The organism is Streptomyces sp. SD31, from assembly GCF_052068475.1.
In the GTDB taxonomy this organism is placed as follows: Bacteria; Actinomycetota; Actinomycetes; order Streptomycetales; family Streptomycetaceae; genus Streptomyces.
Genome location: NZ_JBQHCX010000017.1, coordinates 1 through 14,989, shown reverse-complemented (window position 1 = coordinate 14,989; position 14,989 = coordinate 1). Strand labels below are relative to the sequence as shown.

General features: G+C 67.9%; 12 protein-coding genes, 1 rRNA gene and 1 riboswitch. Of the genes, 1 reads left to right on the top strand and 12 read right to left on the bottom strand.

Features of this window, described 5'->3' with window-relative positions; genetic code table 11:
* Positions 1-17 precede the first annotated feature (17 nt).
* On the bottom strand, positions 18-2,903 hold the full coding sequence (gcvP, locus tag ACTMVF_RS31420; protein ID WP_441274470.1) for an aminomethyl-transferring glycine dehydrogenase: 2,886 nt from the start codon (positions 2,901-2,903) through the stop codon (positions 18-20).
* Between the two features lie 177 nt (positions 2,904-3,080).
* A riboswitch (glycine riboswitch) is annotated at positions 3,081-3,177 on the bottom strand.
* Positions 3,178-3,291: 114 nt separating this feature from the next.
* On the opposite strand from gcvP, the gene ACTMVF_RS31415 reads away from it, so the two are divergent.
* Positions 3,292-3,699: a PRC-barrel domain-containing protein gene (locus tag ACTMVF_RS31415; protein WP_441274469.1), complete on the top strand. Its 408-nt coding sequence runs from the start codon at positions 3,292-3,294 to the stop codon at positions 3,697-3,699.
* Positions 3,700-4,377: 678 nt separating this feature from the next.
* On the opposite strand, the gene ACTMVF_RS31410 is transcribed toward ACTMVF_RS31415, so the two are convergent.
* The 11 genes from ACTMVF_RS31410 to rrf form a co-directional block, all read right to left on the bottom strand.
* Positions 4,378-5,841 (bottom strand): DNA polymerase IV, encoded by a 1,464-nt coding sequence (locus ACTMVF_RS31410; RefSeq protein ID WP_441274468.1) that lies wholly within the window; start codon positions 5,839-5,841, stop codon positions 4,378-4,380.
* A 135-nt stretch (positions 5,842-5,976) separates the two neighbouring features.
* Positions 5,977-6,636: a MerR family transcriptional regulator gene (locus ACTMVF_RS31405; RefSeq protein WP_441274467.1), complete on the bottom strand. Its 660-nt coding sequence runs from the start codon at positions 6,634-6,636 to the stop codon at positions 5,977-5,979.
* A gap of 266 nt (positions 6,637-6,902) precedes the next feature.
* The gene (locus ACTMVF_RS31400) at positions 6,903-7,376 is read right to left on the bottom strand and encodes a bifunctional nuclease family protein (RefSeq protein WP_004002801.1); all 474 of its coding nucleotides are present in this window, start codon (positions 7,374-7,376) and stop codon (positions 6,903-6,905) included.
* Positions 7,377-7,461: 85 nt separating this feature from the next.
* Positions 7,462-8,199, bottom strand: coding sequence for a transcriptional regulator FtsR (gene ftsR, locus ACTMVF_RS31395; protein WP_441274466.1), 738 nt, complete (start codon positions 8,197-8,199; stop codon positions 7,462-7,464).
* Positions 8,200-8,240: 41 nt separating this feature from the next.
* Positions 8,241-9,146 carry an FHA domain-containing protein gene (locus ACTMVF_RS31390; protein ID WP_441274465.1) on the bottom strand — a complete coding sequence of 302 codons (906 nt, stop codon included), beginning with the start codon at positions 9,144-9,146 and terminating at the stop codon, positions 8,241-8,243.
* Positions 9,147-9,207: 61 nt separating this feature from the next.
* Positions 9,208-10,053: a DUF881 domain-containing protein gene (locus ACTMVF_RS31385; RefSeq protein WP_441274464.1), complete on the bottom strand. Its 846-nt coding sequence runs from the start codon at positions 10,051-10,053 to the stop codon at positions 9,208-9,210.
* A gap of 5 nt (positions 10,054-10,058) precedes the next feature.
* Complete coding sequence (locus ACTMVF_RS31380) at positions 10,059-10,391, bottom strand: small basic family protein (RefSeq protein ID WP_003988855.1); 333 nt, start codon at positions 10,389-10,391, stop codon at positions 10,059-10,061.
* Positions 10,388-11,299, bottom strand: a complete 912-nt coding sequence (locus ACTMVF_RS31375; RefSeq protein ID WP_441274463.1) for a DUF881 domain-containing protein — start codon at positions 11,297-11,299, stop codon at positions 10,388-10,390. Before ACTMVF_RS31375 ends, ACTMVF_RS31380 begins: the two co-directional genes overlap by 4 nt.
* Before the next feature lie 100 nt (positions 11,300-11,399).
* Positions 11,400-13,895, bottom strand: a complete 2,496-nt coding sequence (locus ACTMVF_RS31370; protein WP_441274462.1) for a sugar phosphate nucleotidyltransferase — start codon at positions 13,893-13,895, stop codon at positions 11,400-11,402.
* Between the two features lie 114 nt (positions 13,896-14,009).
* Positions 14,010-14,618, bottom strand: coding sequence for a CDP-alcohol phosphatidyltransferase family protein (locus ACTMVF_RS31365; RefSeq protein ID WP_441274461.1), 609 nt, complete (start codon positions 14,616-14,618; stop codon positions 14,010-14,012).
* Between the two features lie 109 nt (positions 14,619-14,727).
* A 5S ribosomal RNA gene (gene rrf, locus ACTMVF_RS31360) occupies positions 14,728-14,844 on the bottom strand.
* Between the last annotated feature and the right edge of the window lie 145 nt (positions 14,845-14,989).

Here is a 14,989-nt window from a genome sequence, read left to right as displayed (position 1 = left end):
TCACCTGCGTCTGTACGTCAGCCCTCGTACGCGTCCAGCGGCGGGCAGGAGCACACGAGGTTCCGGTCGCCGAAGGCCTGGTCGATCCGGCGCACCGGCGGCCAGTACTTGTCAGCGGCCGCGACCCCGGCCGGGAACACGGCCTCCTCACGGCTGTAGGCGTGCTCCCACTCCCCGCCCAGCGCACCGGCGGTGTGCGGGGCGTTCCGCAGCGGGTTGTCGTCGCCGGGCCACTCACCCGTTCCGACCTTCTCGATCTCCGCACGGATGGCGATCATCGCCTCGCAGAACCGGTCGAGTTCGGTCAGATCCTCGGACTCGGTCGGCTCGATCATCAGCGTCCCGGCCACCGGGAACGACATCGTCGGCGCGTGGAAGCCGTAGTCGATGAGCCGCTTGGCCACGTCGTCGACGCTCACACCGGTCGCCTTGGTCAGCGGCCGCAGGTCGATGATGCACTCGTGCGCGACGAGCCCGCCGGGCCCGGTGTAGAGCACCGGGTAGTGCGGCTCCAGTCGCTTGGCGATGTAGTTGGCGGACAGCACAGCCACCTGCGTGGCCCGCTTGAGCCCCTCGCCGCCCATGAGCCGGACGTATGCCCACGAGATCGGCAGGATCCCGGCGGAACCCCAGGGCGCGGCCGAGATCGGCCCGACGCCCGTCTCCGGGCCGGCCGCGGGCTGCAACGGGTGGTTCGGCAGATACGGCGCCAGGTGCGCACGCACACCCACGGGCCCGACCCCCGGACCGCCACCGCCATGCGGGATGCAGAAGGTCTTGTGCAGGTTCAGGTGCGAGACGTCACCACCGAAGTGCCCCGGCTTGGCAAGCCCCACCAGGGCGTTGAGGTTGGCGCCATCGACGTACACCTGCCCGCCGGCCTCGTGCACCTGCGCGCAGATGTCGGCGACATGCTCCTCGAACACACCGTGCGTCGACGGGTACGTGATCATCAGCACCGACAGCTCGTCCCGGTACTGCTCGATCTTGGCCCGCAGGTCCTCGACGTCGATCTCGCCGTCCTCGGCGGTCTTCACGACGACGACCTTCATGCCGGCCATGACGGCGCTGGCGGCATTGGTCCCATGGGCGGAGGACGGAATCAGACACACGGTCCGCTGCTCGTCCCCGTTGGCCCGGTGGTATCCGCGTACGGCGAGCAGCCCGGCCAGCTCACCCTGCGACCCGGCGTTGGGCTGCAGCGACACCTTGTCGTAGCCGGTGACCTCGGCGAGACGTTCCTCCAGCTCACGAATGAGGGTCAGATAGCCCTGCGCCTGCTCGGCCGGCGCGAAGGGGTGCAGCTGCCCGAACTCCGGCCAGGTGACCGGCTCCATCTCGGTCGTGGCGTTGAGCTTCATGGTGCAGGACCCGAGCGGGATCATGCCGCGGTCCAGCGCGTAGTCGCGGTCGGCGAGCCTGCGCAGGTAGCGCAGCATCGCGGTCTCGGAGCGGTTCTGGTGGAAGACGGGGTGCGTGAGGTAGTCGTCGCTGCGCAGCAGCCCGCCCGCGAGCGCGTCCTCGGTCACCGCGTCCAGCGCCTCGATGTCCCCCTCGACCTCGAACGCCCTCCATACAGCGCCCAGTTGGGCCCTCGTGGTGGTCTCGTCGCAGGCGACGGACACGTGGTCGGCGTCGACGAGGTGCAGGTTGACGCCGTTCTGCCGGGCGGCGACGACGATCTCGGCGGCCTTCGCAGGCACGCGCACGGTCAGCGTGTCGAAGTAGGAGCCATGCACGACCTCGACCCCACCCGCCGTGAGACCGGCGGCGAGGATGGAGGCGTACCGGTGCGTCCGCCGGGCGATGCCCTTCAGCCCCTCGGGCCCGTGGTACACGGCGTACATCCCGGCCATGACAGCGAGCAGCACCTGAGCCGTACAGATGTTGCTGGTGGCCTTCTCCCGCCGGATGTGCTGCTCACGCGTCTGCAGGGCCAGCCGGTACGCCTTGTTCCCGTCCGCGTCCACGGACACACCCACGAGCCGCCCGGGAAGGCTGCGCGCGAACTTCTCGTGCACGGCCATGTAACCGGCGTGCGGCCCGCCGAAGCCCATCGGCACACCGAACCGCTGCGTCGTCCCGACCGCGATGTCCGCCCCGAGCTCACCGGGCGACTTCAGCAGCGTCAGCGCGAGCAGATCGGCGGCGACGGTGACGAGGGCGCCGAGCTCATGTGCCTGCTCGATGACGGGCTTGATGTCCCGTACGACACCGGAGGCGCCCGGGTACTGAAGGAGCACGCCGTTGATCTCACGGGAGGCGACGTCGGCCGGAATACCGCCACTGAGGTCGGCGACGACGACCTCCACACCGGCCGGCTCGGCCCGGGTCTCGATCACGGCGATGGTCTGCGGCAGCACATCCGCGTCGACCAGGAACAGCCCCTTCTTGTTCTTGCCCATGCGCCGGGACAGGGCCACGGCCTCCGCCGCCGCCGTCCCCTCGTCGAGCAGCGAGGCACCGGAGGTCGGCAGCCCGGTGAGTTCGGCGACCATGGTCTGGAAGTTCAGCAGGGCCTCGAGCCGCCCCTGAGAGATCTCCGGCTGGTACGGCGTATAGGCCGTGTACCAGGCAGGATTCTCCATGACGTTCCGCAGGATGACCGGCGGCGTGAAGGTGCCGTAGTACCCGAGCCCGATCATCGAGTCCAGCACCTGGTTGCGATCGGCGAGCGACCGCAGCTCGGCGAGCACCTCGGCCTCGGTACGCGCCCCCGGCAGATCGAGGGAGTCGGCATTCTTGATCACATCGGGCACCGCGGCGGCGGTGAGCTCATCGAGCGAGCCGTACCCGACGTGGGCCAGCATCTTGGCCCGAGCCTCATGGTCAGGACCGATATGACGCTGCTCGAAAGGGATCCCCTGTTCGAGCTCTGAGAGCGGAATGCGATGGGCGGTCATTACGGAGGCCTCCTGGTCTGACACGACCTTCGAGGGGCACCACGGCACGGGTACCCGGACGGCCTCCCCCTCTGTCATCTCAACCTGAGAGCTTCACCGGGATCGCCACAGGGCTCCCGGCTTTCACCGTCGGTGAGAGCGGGAGCCGTCGACACCCGCCCTGCTTTCCAGAGTGACCTCGTCCGTGCGGTACGTGAGCCTGAGAGATTCCGGGGAGGATTTGCTCCTTCGGCGCCTCCGGATGGTGTCCGGAGGACTCTCCCGCACGGGGTCAGCAGCCGCTAGCAAGCCTACCAGCGGGGTCAACGCACGAACCTTCGAGTGGCCGCGCTCACCAAAGTGCCTTTTCGTAGTGCTTACGGATGAGTTGCGACCAAGTGGAGGGCCCGTGCAGACCGACATCGATCCGCGCAATCTGATCGGCCGCAAGGCCTTCGACCGCAACGGCACCAAGATCGGCACCATCGACGAGGTCTACCTCGACGACGCGACCGGAGTGCCGGAATGGGCCGCGATACGCACCGGCCTGTTCTCCCGGGACGCCTTCGTCCCCCTGGAGCCCAGCGAACTGGTCGAGGGCACCCTTCACGTCCCCTTCGACCGCTCCCTGATCAAGGACGCCCCCGACTTCGGCGTGGGCCGCCATCTCTCCCCCGAACAGGAACTCCAGCTCTACCACCACTACGGCCTCGACGTGACCCCTCCCTCCCCACCCCCGGACCGAGACTTCGGCAACTTGGCAGGCACGGAGACCCCAGAAGACAACGGGCCCAGAACAAGCCACCCCCACGCCTGACCCCACACGACCACACCACGCAGCTACCCCACGGCCCCCGGTGCGTCCTGTGGTGTCCGCACTCATGTCGGTGGGGCGTCTGCTCGCGGCGGACCCGCGTGCCCCACCCGCGTCCACCCTTACCGGACGCACCGCCCGAGTGCCCATCGCTGCGTCCCCTTCGTCCCCTTACAGGAACGCGCCGCCCCAGGCCGTCCTGGAGCGCCGTCCGCTGCTATGCAGGCTAGGGCGGCGGTGTCTCCCGGAGCTGCGCGAAGCTCTACCCATGCTGTGGCAGGCCGTCCTGTAGGGGCATACGCGGCGGCTACGCACGCTGGGGCGGGCCGACCGGTAGGCGCGCCCGTTGCTATTGGCTGCTGGGGCGAGCTGCGGTCCGCCCGGCGAGCGCAGCTCTACCGGCGCCTCTCCGGAACGAGCCGTGCGTAGCCTGGGACAGCCCTTGTGCACGTGCGGCGCGGACGAACCGCCCCCATCAAGCCATAGCTGCGGGCGCCGCAACGGTCGCGCCGCCGCCCTCACGCGCAGCGCACGCAGCTGCGGGCAGTCGTGCCGCTGTGGCGGCACGGGTGGGCGCAGCGGCACCGCCGGCGCGGGCAAGCGCCCCCACCCTCACGGCGACCCCGTGGCGCCCCCACGCCGGGCAGGCAACCGCACGGCAACCTTCCACCCCCGCCCTTCCTATCCAGACGCCACAGGCACCTCCCCCACGCCCCCACCATCCCCCTTCGGCAGTCCGACATCCCCCGCCTCTAAAACCCCACCAGCCCCGGAGTCCCCGCGCCCCCCACTCCCTCCATGTCTCCTCCGCACCAACGGCAACGGATCCGCCGCCTCCAACCCCGGATCGTCAACCCGAAACGTCCGCACCCGCCCCGGCTCCGACGACTCCGGCGTCTCAAACCGCACCGTCACCCGCCCAAGCCCGCTCCCCTGCACCCACCCATGCCCATACTCGGCATGCCGCACATCGTGCCCCGCAGGCCACCGCCGCTCGACAGGCACAGCCTGCCGTTCCTCCGCAGGCTCCTCATGATCGTCGCCCTCCTCCTCGGAGTGCTCGACCAGCTCCCCCGCGGCTTGCGCGAACAGATCCTCCTGCGTGTAGTCGGCCAACCCACTGACTCCAACCCCCAGCAGCCGCACACCCCCCGTCGTGTCCACGGAATCCAGCAGCCGCGCCGCAGCCTCCCGCACCACCGCCGGATCATCCGTGGGCCCACGCAGCGTCTCGGAACGGGTCAACGTGGAGAAGTCGTACCGCCGCACCTTCAGCACGATGGTCCGCCCGGACAACCCCGCCCCCCGCAACCGCCGCACACAACGATCGGCGAGCCGCTGCACCTCCAGCCCCACCCGAACCCGGTCGTGAATGTCCACGTCATACGTGTCCTCGACCGACACCGACTTGGCCTCCCGCTCGGCCACCACCGGCCGCTCGTCGTGCGCCAGCGCCATGGCGTACAGGGCATGCCCATGAGCCTTGCCCAGCAGCCGAACGAGCTCGTCCTCACCCGCCTCGGCGATCTCCTCGACCGTGTGGATCCCGGCACGCCGCAGATGGTCCCCCGTCGCCGGCCCCACCCCCGGCAACGTCCGCACGGACATCGGCCCGAGCAACGCCCGCTCGGTCCCGGGCTCGATCACCACCAGCCCATCGGGCTTGGCCTGCTCCGAGGCGATCTTCGCCAGCATCTTGGACGCGGCCAGCCCCACCGACCCCGCGAGCCCCGTGACCGCCCGTATGTCGGCGCGCAGCTTCGCCCCGACCAGCCGCGCGGATCCCTCGTCCCAGGCCGCTCCCCCGGCCTCCAGATCCACGAAGGCCTCGTCCAGGCTCAGTGGCTCCACCAGCGGCGACAGCTCCCGCAGCAGCGCCATCACCTGCTCGCTGATGTCACGGTAGATCCCGAAGCGCGGCACGAGATACGCGGCATTCGGCGCCAGTCGGCGTGCCTGGGCCATGGGCATCGCCGAGTGAACCCCGAACACCCGAGCCTCATAGGACGCGGTGGCCACGACTCCCCGCGGCCCGAGCCCGCCCACGATCACGGCCTTTCCGCGCAGGCTCGGCTTGGATGCCTGCTCCACCGAGGCGTAGAAGGCATCCATGTCGAGATGCAGGATCGTAGGCGCGTTCCTCACATCTACGATGCTGCCTCACGCCACTGACAATGCCCTGCTACGACCGCCTGGCCCGCGACCCGCCGGAAACTCGCCCCACCCGCCACAACCCCCGCGAGGCACCTCCGCGAAGGCCGAACAAGCCACAAGGACCGCTCAGCCGGCCCGGTTACGCCGCCGAGCCAGCTCGTCGGCCGGATTGTGCCCGACCAGCGTCTCCCCGGTGTCGATGCGCTCCCCGTGCAGCTGCGACAAGGCACTTTCCACGTCCCGCCACACCACACCCACGGCGATCCCGAAGATCCCCTGTCCACCCTGAAGCAGCGCGTGGACCTCGTCCGGCGAGGTGCACTCGTACACCGTCGCACCGTCGCTCATCAGCGTCATACGCTCCAGATCACTAAAGCCCCGCTCCCGCAGATGCTGCACCGCGGTACGGATGTTCTGCAGCGACACACCGGTGTCGAGGAACCGCTTGACGATCTTCAGGACGACGACGTCCCGGAAGCTGTAGAGCCGCTGGGTCCCCGACCCGTAGGCGGGCCGCACGCTCGGCTCAACAAGGCCGGTGCGCGCCCAGTAGTCCAGTTGCCGGTACGTGATGCCGGCGGCCGCACACGCCGTCGGACCGCGGTAGCCGATCTGCTCGGTCTCCATGGACGCCGCCCCTCCGCCGCTGCTCGGCACGGCCGTCGGTCGCTGCGTAGCGTGATCGGCCGCACTGCCCTGAAGCGGGCTCTGAAGCGGGTACGGGCCGCTCGCCCCGAAATTGCGTCCGGGGGCACCCCCAGCCGTACCGTCGCCGCTGCTTCTCACGCCGACCTCCGTCCTTGACCTGCCTTCTCGACGGTAGGCAGTCACCAGGGGTGCGTCAACGATCGCCACACTCGGCACGCCGAGTGATAATCACCCTAGGAGTGGTTTCCCGTACCCCACCGCGGGGAAAGGCTAGCCGAATGCGCTCGGAGCAGTGCGTAGGACGCTCGCGCTCGCCGCTGGCAAATACCGGCATTTGAGCCGGAACCGACTGTGGGCCGCACGACCACGGACCGCGAGTCCGCCGGGCCGCCGCCCACGTCGCCTCACTGACTGCTGGTACCGAAGTCCTCGGGCGAGATCTGATCGAGGAACTCGCGGAACTTCTCCACCTCGTCCTCCTGCTCGTCCGGGATCGCGATGCCCGCGTCGTCGAGCACTCCGTCACTGCCGTAGATCGGCGTTCCGGTGCGCAGGGCCAGCGCTATGGCATCGGACGGGCGGGCGCTCACCTCGACACCGCTGGCGAAGACCAGCTCGGCATAGAAGACGCCCTCACGCAGGTCCGTGATGCGTACCTCGGTGAGCTCCTGGCCGACGGCCTCCAGCACGTCCTTGAACAGGTCGTGGGTCAGCGGTCGCGCGGGGGCCATGCCCTGCTGGGCGAAAGCGATCGCCGTCGCCTCCCCCGGCCCGATCCAGATGGGGAGGTAGCGGTCGCCTCCCACTTCGCGCAGGAGCACGATCGGTTGGTTGGAGGGCATTTCGACCCGGACACCTACGACATCGAGCTCGTTCACACAGCAACCCTAGGCCGTGCTCGGGACGTTTGGGTAGTCGGGCCGAGAACGGGTGGCCGATCCGGCCTTCCTCGGGTAGGCCGGCTCAGGGCAGCCGTACCCCGAGAGCGGTCTGCACCAGCGCGGCGTGCAGCTTCACCGTGAGCCCCGCGAGCTCCTTCGCACGCGCCTCGGCGTGTGCCCTGGTCTGCGGATTGCGGTGCCGCCTCAGCGGGGCCACCACCTGGTCCACGAGCCCGGCCTCACGGTCGGCGGCGCCCTTCATCACCCGCAGATGCCTCGGCTCGATCCCGAAGCGCCCCAGCTCGGCGACGAGCGAGGCCACGGTGACCGCCTCCGCGTCGTACGCCCCGTCCGGCAGCGGAGTAATCAGCCCGTACGACTCCCACTCCTCGAGCTCCTGCTCACCGATCTCGGCGGCGGCGAGCAGTTCGTCCCGCCCGATCCGGGCCGCGGTACGCCTCTCGGCGGGCTCCAGGACTGCTTCGCCGTCCCGCTGACGGCCCACGGTCGGCAGCGGCGCGGCCTCCCCGCGCTCCATGGCGTCCAGGTGCTCACGGATCACCCTGAGCGGCAGATAGTGGTCCCGCTGCATCCGCAGTACGTGTCCGAGCCGCTCGACGTCCTGCGCGCTGAACTTGCGATACCCCGAGGGGGTCCGCTGAGGCTCGACGAGGCCCTCCGACTCCAGGAAGCGGATCTTGGAGATGGTGATGTCAGGGAATTCCTCGCGCAGCACATTCAGCACCGTGCCGATACTCATCAGCCGACTGTCCGTGGCGGCGATGCCGTGCCCGGCACCGCCGCTCGGTGATTTCAGCATGGACCTTCCCTGGGTCTCCCCGGACGGCCTCCGGGGGAGGGTCAGTAGCCCCGCTGGCTCGCGTAGAACACCAGACGGTACTTGCCGATCTGGACCTCGTCGCCGTTGTTCAGAGCGACCTGGTCGATCCGCTCACGGTTGACGTACGTACCGTTCAGACTGCCGACATCGGCCACCGTGAACGAGCCGTCCGGGCTGCGACGGAACTCCACGTGCCGACGCGAAACCGTCACGTCGTCCAGGAAGATGTCGCTCTGCGGATGCCGCCCAGCCGTGGTCAGATCGCTGTCCAGCAAGAAGCGGCTGCCCGAGTTCGGCCCCCGGCGCACCACCAGAAGCGCGGAACCCAGCGGCAGCGCGTCGACGGCCGCCTGAGCCTCGGGAGACAGCGCCGGGATCTGCGTCTGGCCGGTGGCCTCGGCGTCGTAGGCCTCGAGGCCTGAAATGGAGATCGTGGAGGTCGTCTCGGACGGGCGCTCGGCGGCCGCACCGGCCCGCAGCGGCGCGCCGCAGTTGGAACAGAAGCGGCTGTTCTCCGCGTTGCGGTTACCGCACCTCGTACACACCAGGGCCGACATCGGGGAAAACCCTCCACCCGTACTTGAGGTTGACGGTTGCCCGAAACCTATGCCGCCGGACTGGGCAGGGTCAACTGACGGCGCGCCCTGACCACCGGGAATGTCACCGCCCGGCCCAGGCACCTGGTCCCTGAACAGCGGGCGCTGGCCTTCCTCGTCCCCCTGTGCGCGATGACGAGCGGTGGCATTGTCCCTGCCCTCTCGCGCGCTCTTGCCGAACAACTTCGCAAACAACTTCACGGGCGATTCCCCTTGACCGAAACAGACCCGCCCGTGGGGCAGGACGAACCCTGACTGCACTCTCCGAACGACCCGGACATCCTCACAACGTCCGTCTCCACCAGACAGTTTCCACCACGCACCACCCATTCGGTGCGCCGACCCCCCGCAACCTCATGCCCTCGCCGGATGTCCCCCATGCACCCCCGGTTCACTGGGAGGACGACCGAGCGTAGTCAGGCCGCTTCGCCGCTCGCAAGGCGTCCACGACGATCTTGTCCGATCGCTCGATGGTCACGGTGGCCTGCTCCTTCTCGAGAGTCTGCACCACGCCTCCAGGGATGTTGAGCGCTGGTTCGAGGTCCTGCGGTTTGCCGATGACCTTGAAACGATAGGGCGCGGTGATCTTGTTCCCGTCGACGCTCACGCTGTTGCCGGAATCCGTCAGATAGGTGTCCGCGACAACGCGCACGCCGTTCACTTGGATCGCCTCCGCGCCTGCCGCGCGCAACTCCTGGATCGCGTCGAGCAGCATGTCCGCCTCGACCGTCCCCTTCGTGTCGTCGATGGTCATCGTGATGCCGGGTCCCTGCGCGGCCACCGTGCCCGCCAGAATGCCGAGTTGCCTCTCCTTCTCGACCGTCTGCTTGCGGGCCTCCTCGGCCTGGTTCGAACTGTTCTCCAGTTCGTCGCGCTGCTTCTCGAGACCTTGCTTCTCGTCCTCAAGACGCTGAGTACGGTCGTCCAGTTCATCGAGGATGCGAACTAGATCTTCCTGACGTGCGCCTCGCAGGGCACTGTCACCGTCGCTGTTGGAGGCGACCTGGACGGCCAGGCCGAAGCCGAGGCCGAACAGCAGCAGGGCGACGATGAGTTGGGCCCGGGTCACGCGCGGCGGCCACAGTCCCTTCGCCAGCCGCTGGCGCCCGGTGAGCCCGCTCCCCTGCTCCTCGGTGGCGTCCACGGCTTCGGACGCGTCGGAGGCGTTGGCAGCCGGCACCTCTTCGGGCAGTTCCTTGCGCAACCTGTTCTCGGGCTTCTCGTCGTGCTTGCTCATCGGCCTCACGCCCGGAACACGTGCCGGCGAATCGCCGCGGCGTTCGAGAAGATACGGATGCCGAGCACGACCACGACACCGGTGGACAGCTGGGCGCCCACGCCCAACTTGTCGCCCAGGAACACGATCAGCGCGGCCACGACCACATTGGACAGGAACGACACGACGAAGACCTTGTCGTCGAAGATCCCGTCGAGCATGGCCCGCAGACCTCCGAAGACGGCGTCGAGAGCCGCCACGACGGCGATCGGCAAGTAAGGCTCGACGACCGCCGGAACCTCAGGCCGGACCAACAGGCCGGCCACGACTCCCACGACGAGGCCCAGTACGGCGATCACGATGTGCCCTTCTCGGTTTTCTCGGTGTTCGGCTGTGCTGTACGTACGATCACGCTCGGTGCGGCGGGCAGGCGGAGGTCGTCCTGCACGGAAATACTGGTCCTGACCCCGAAATTCTCCTGCAGGGCGTGCAGATACAGGCCGTCGGCACTGTCCTGGAACCTGGAGCTGAGCCGCTCACCGTCCCCCACCGCGAGCACCGTGTACGGCGGAACCAGCGGCTTGTTGTCGACCAGTATCGCGTCACCCGCGGCCCTGATCGCCGACAGGGCGGTCAGGCGCTGCCCGTTGATCGAGACGGCCTCGGCACCCGACTCCCACAGTCCGTTGACCACACGCTGCATGTCCCGGTCGCGCACCCGCCCGGTGTCGGAGAAGCCGGACGTCCCGCGCGGTTCGCCGTCGCCGCCCGTGCTGGCTTCCTTGGCGTCGTTCACGACCAGCTTGACACCGGGCCCGTGCACCTCGACTGCGCCCGCCAGGATGCCCACGAGCTCCGCCTGGTCACTGTCGCCGGTCGTCTTCAGCGCCTCGCGCTGCCGCGCGCTCACATCCTCGCGCAGCTTGTCGACGCTCTCCTCCAGCTTGTCCGCCGCCGCGGTCTCACGGTCGATGCGGTCGATCAGTTCCTCGCGCTCCTTGGCCATGACGGGCGCCGCGACCCGCGCCTGCGCCGCTCCCACAGTCACCACGAGCGCCGCCAGCACCAGCCCGGCGGCGAGCCCGAGCTTCGCCCTCAGCGTCTTGGGCAGGCCCCCGTCCCCTGCGGCCTTCTTGCGAGCGGCGGCCTCGGCGTACCCGTCGTCGAGGCTGTGATCCATGACGTTGGTGAGCAGCGACATGGACGCGTCCGGGCGCGAGGGGCGCGTGGGTGTGCTCCGAACGGGGGGCTGCGGCATGCCGCACATCGTCGCACGTCGCGGCCGATACCTCCGAATGGCCCCACACCGGCGTGCCGGACAGGCCCCCTGGGGATGCCTGTCCGGCACGCACGCGCGTACTGGGCGCCTAGCGGCCGGCGCTGTCCACGACCGCCGCCCACTCGTCGAGCAGGGCCTGCGCGGACGCGTCGTCCGGCCCTTCGGCCCACAGACGGGTGACCGCCTCGGCCGGGTCGGGCAGCACCATCACCCAACGCCCGTCGGTCTCCACGACCCGAACGCCGTCGGTCGTGTCGACAAAGCGATCTCCGGCCGCCTCCACGACCCGCCGCATCACCAGTCCCTTGACGGCCCAAGGAGTCGCAAGATCCCGCTTGATGACATGCGCCCGCGGAATCCGCGCGTCGATCTGGCTGAGCGTGAGCTGCGTCCGGGCGACCAGCCCGATCAGCCGTACGAAGGCCGCCGTACCGTCGAAGACGCTGCTGAACTCAGGGACGATGAACCCGCCCCTGCCGTCCCCACCGAAGATCGTCGTGTCATCACCACCGACCCGCGTCAGATCATCCGGCGAGGTGGTCGTCCACTCCACCTGTGTCCCGTGATAGGCCGCCACCTGCTCGGCGATCCGCGTGGTGGTCACGGGCAGCGCCACCCGCCCGCTGCGCCGCTCCGCAGCCACGAGGTCGAGCATGACGAGCAGGGCCCGGTCGTCCTCGACGATCCGCCCCTTCTCGTCGACCAGCGAAAGCCGCTCACCGACGGGATCGAACCGCACTCCGAACGCCGCCCGCGCGGACGCCACGATCTCTCCCAGCCGCACCAAGCCGGACCGCCGAGCATCCGCCGACTCCGTGGGCCTGGACTCGTCGAGGCCTGGATTGATGGTCAGCGAGTCCACACCGAGCTTCCCGAGCAGGCTGGGCAGCACAAGCCCAGCGCTGCCGTTGGACGCGTCCACGACGACCTTCAGCCCCGACTCCGAAATCCCGGTCGTATCGACGTTCCGCAGCAACGACCCGGTGTAGGAGTCGAACACACTGGCCGGGAAATACAGGTCCCCGATCTCGCCCGGGAACGCACGCCGGTACTCCTGCCGTGCGAAGACCCGGTCCAACTTCCGCTGACTACCCTGCGACAGGTCTGCACCCTGCCCGTCGAAGAACATGATGTCCACGGAATCCGGCACCCCGGGCGTCGTCCGGATCATGATCCCGCCCGCACTGCCCCGCGCCGTCTGCTGCCGCGCCACAGGCAGGGGTACGTTCTCCAGATCTCGTACGTCGATGGCGCTGGCCTGCAGCGCGGAAATGACCGCCCGCTTGAGCGCCCGGGCACCGCGGGAGTGGTCGCGGGCCGTGGTGACGGTGGACCCCTTCTTCAACGTCGTCGCATAGGCGCCGGCGAGCCGCACGGCCAGCTCAGGCGTGATCTCCACGTTCAGGATTCCAGAGACACCCCGAGCACCGAAGAGGTGCGCCTGGCCTCTCGACTCCCAGATCACCGAGGTGTTGACAAAGGCGCCGGCCTCGATGGTCTTGAACGGATAGACGCGCACGTTGCCCTGGACGATCGATTCTTCACCGATCAGACACTCGTCACCGATGACCGCCCCGTCCTCGATCCGGGCGGCACGCATGATGTCGGTGTTCTTCCCGACGACACAACCACGCAGATTGCTGTGCTGCCCGATATACACGTTGTCGTGCACGACAGCCTTGTGCAGGAAGGCACCGCTCTTGACGACGACGTTCGAGCCGACGACGGTGTGCTCCCGGATTTCCGCACCGGCCTCGACCTTGGCGTAGTCCCCGATGTACAGCGGCCCTCGGAGAACGGCGTCGGGATGCACCTCGGCGCCTTCCGCCACCCACACACCCGGGGAGATCTCGAAACCGTCGATCTCGACGTCGACCTTGCCCTCCAGGACATCGGCCTGCGCCTTCACATAGCTCTCGTGAGTACCGACGTCCTCCCAGTACCCCTCCGCGACATACCCATAGATCGGCTTGCCCTCCTTCATCAGCTGCGGGAAGACATCGCCGGACCAGTCCACAGGCACGTCTGCCTCGACATAGTCGAAGACCTCCGGCTCCATGACATAGATGCCGGTGTTCACGGTGTCCGAGAAGACCTGCCCCCAGGTCGGCTTCTCGAGGAAGCGCTCGACCCGGCCTTCCTCGTCGACAATGGTGATGCCGAATTCCAGTGGATTGGGCACACGCGTCAGACAGACGGTGACCAGCGCGCCCTTTTCCTTGTGGAAGTTGATCAGCTCAGTGAGGTCGAAGTCAGTCAGGGCATCACCGGAGATGACGAGGAAAGCATCGTCCTTCAACGCCTCTTCGGCGTTCTTGACGCTTCCGGCGGTACCGAGTGGCTTCTCCTCATTGGCATAGCTGAGCTCCATTCCGAGCTCTTCACCGTCACCGAAGTAGTTCTTGACCAGGGAGGCCAGGAACTGAACAGTAACGACGGTCTCACTCAGCCCATGCCTTTTGAGCAGCCGCAGAACGTGCTCCATGATCGGCCGGTTGGCCACCGGCAGGAGCGGCTTGGGCATGCTTGAGGTCATGGGGCGAAGGCGTGTGCCTTCGCCTCCGGCCATCACGACGGCCTTCATGTCGGAAGCGTCCTCCTATAAGAGACGACGGTCTAGCCGACTTCACCCGTCCAGATTGTCCCGCACTTTTCCGCCGCGGGCCATCGAGCCGCTACGCCCGTTCAATCCGCGAGTTCAATCGGCCATGGCGTCCGCACGGACCAGGCGGCGGACCTGTACCACGTAGAGGACTCCTGCCCACCAGTACAGCGTTGTACCCCATCCGGCGAACGCCCATCCGAAAATAGCAGCGAGTGACGCGATCCAGCCACTTCCGTCACTGAGCAGCAACAGCGGGAAGGCATACATCAGGTTGAACGTAGCCGCCTTCCCGAGGAAGTTCACCTGAGGCGGCGGATAGCCATGCCGCCGGAGGATGCCCACCATCACCAGCAGAACCAGTTCTCGCGCCAAAAGTACAGCGGTCAACCAGACTGGCAGAATCTCGCGCCAGGTGAGACCGACCAAAGTCGAGAGAATGTAGAGCCGATCGGCCGCCGGATCAAGAAGCCGGCCGAGGCTGCTGATCTGGTTCCAACGCCGCGCGAGCTTGCCGTCGAGGTAGTCACTGACGCCGCTCAGAGCCAGCACCAGAAGCGCCCAGCCGTCACTCTTCGGCCCACCGAACTCAGGCCTGAGAATCAGCCACAGGAACAGCGGCACCCCCAGGAGCCGCGCCATGCTGAGGATGTTGGGGATGGTGAGTACCCGGTCCGTCTGAACACGGGTCTCCTGGACCTCCACCCGGGGGCCTCCTGTGGGAAACGTACTTACGATGCCCCCTGACCCTACCTCAACGCAAAAAAGCTCTGGCTCTCGGGCTGCGTGCCCAAGAGCCAGAGCTCTAAAAGGAGTTCGGCGGCGTCCTACTCTCCCACAGGGTCCCCCCTGCAGTACCATCGGCGCTGTAAGGCTTAGCTTCCGGGTTCGGAATGTAACCGGGCGTTTCCCTCACGCTATAACCACCGAAACACTATGAAACTGTCCAGCCGCACCATGCCGTGACCTTGGCATGGGGCTGTTCGTGGTTTCAGAACCAACACAGTGGACGCGAGCAACTGAGGACAAGCCCTCGGCCTATTAGTACCGGTCACCTCCACACCTTGCGGTGCTTC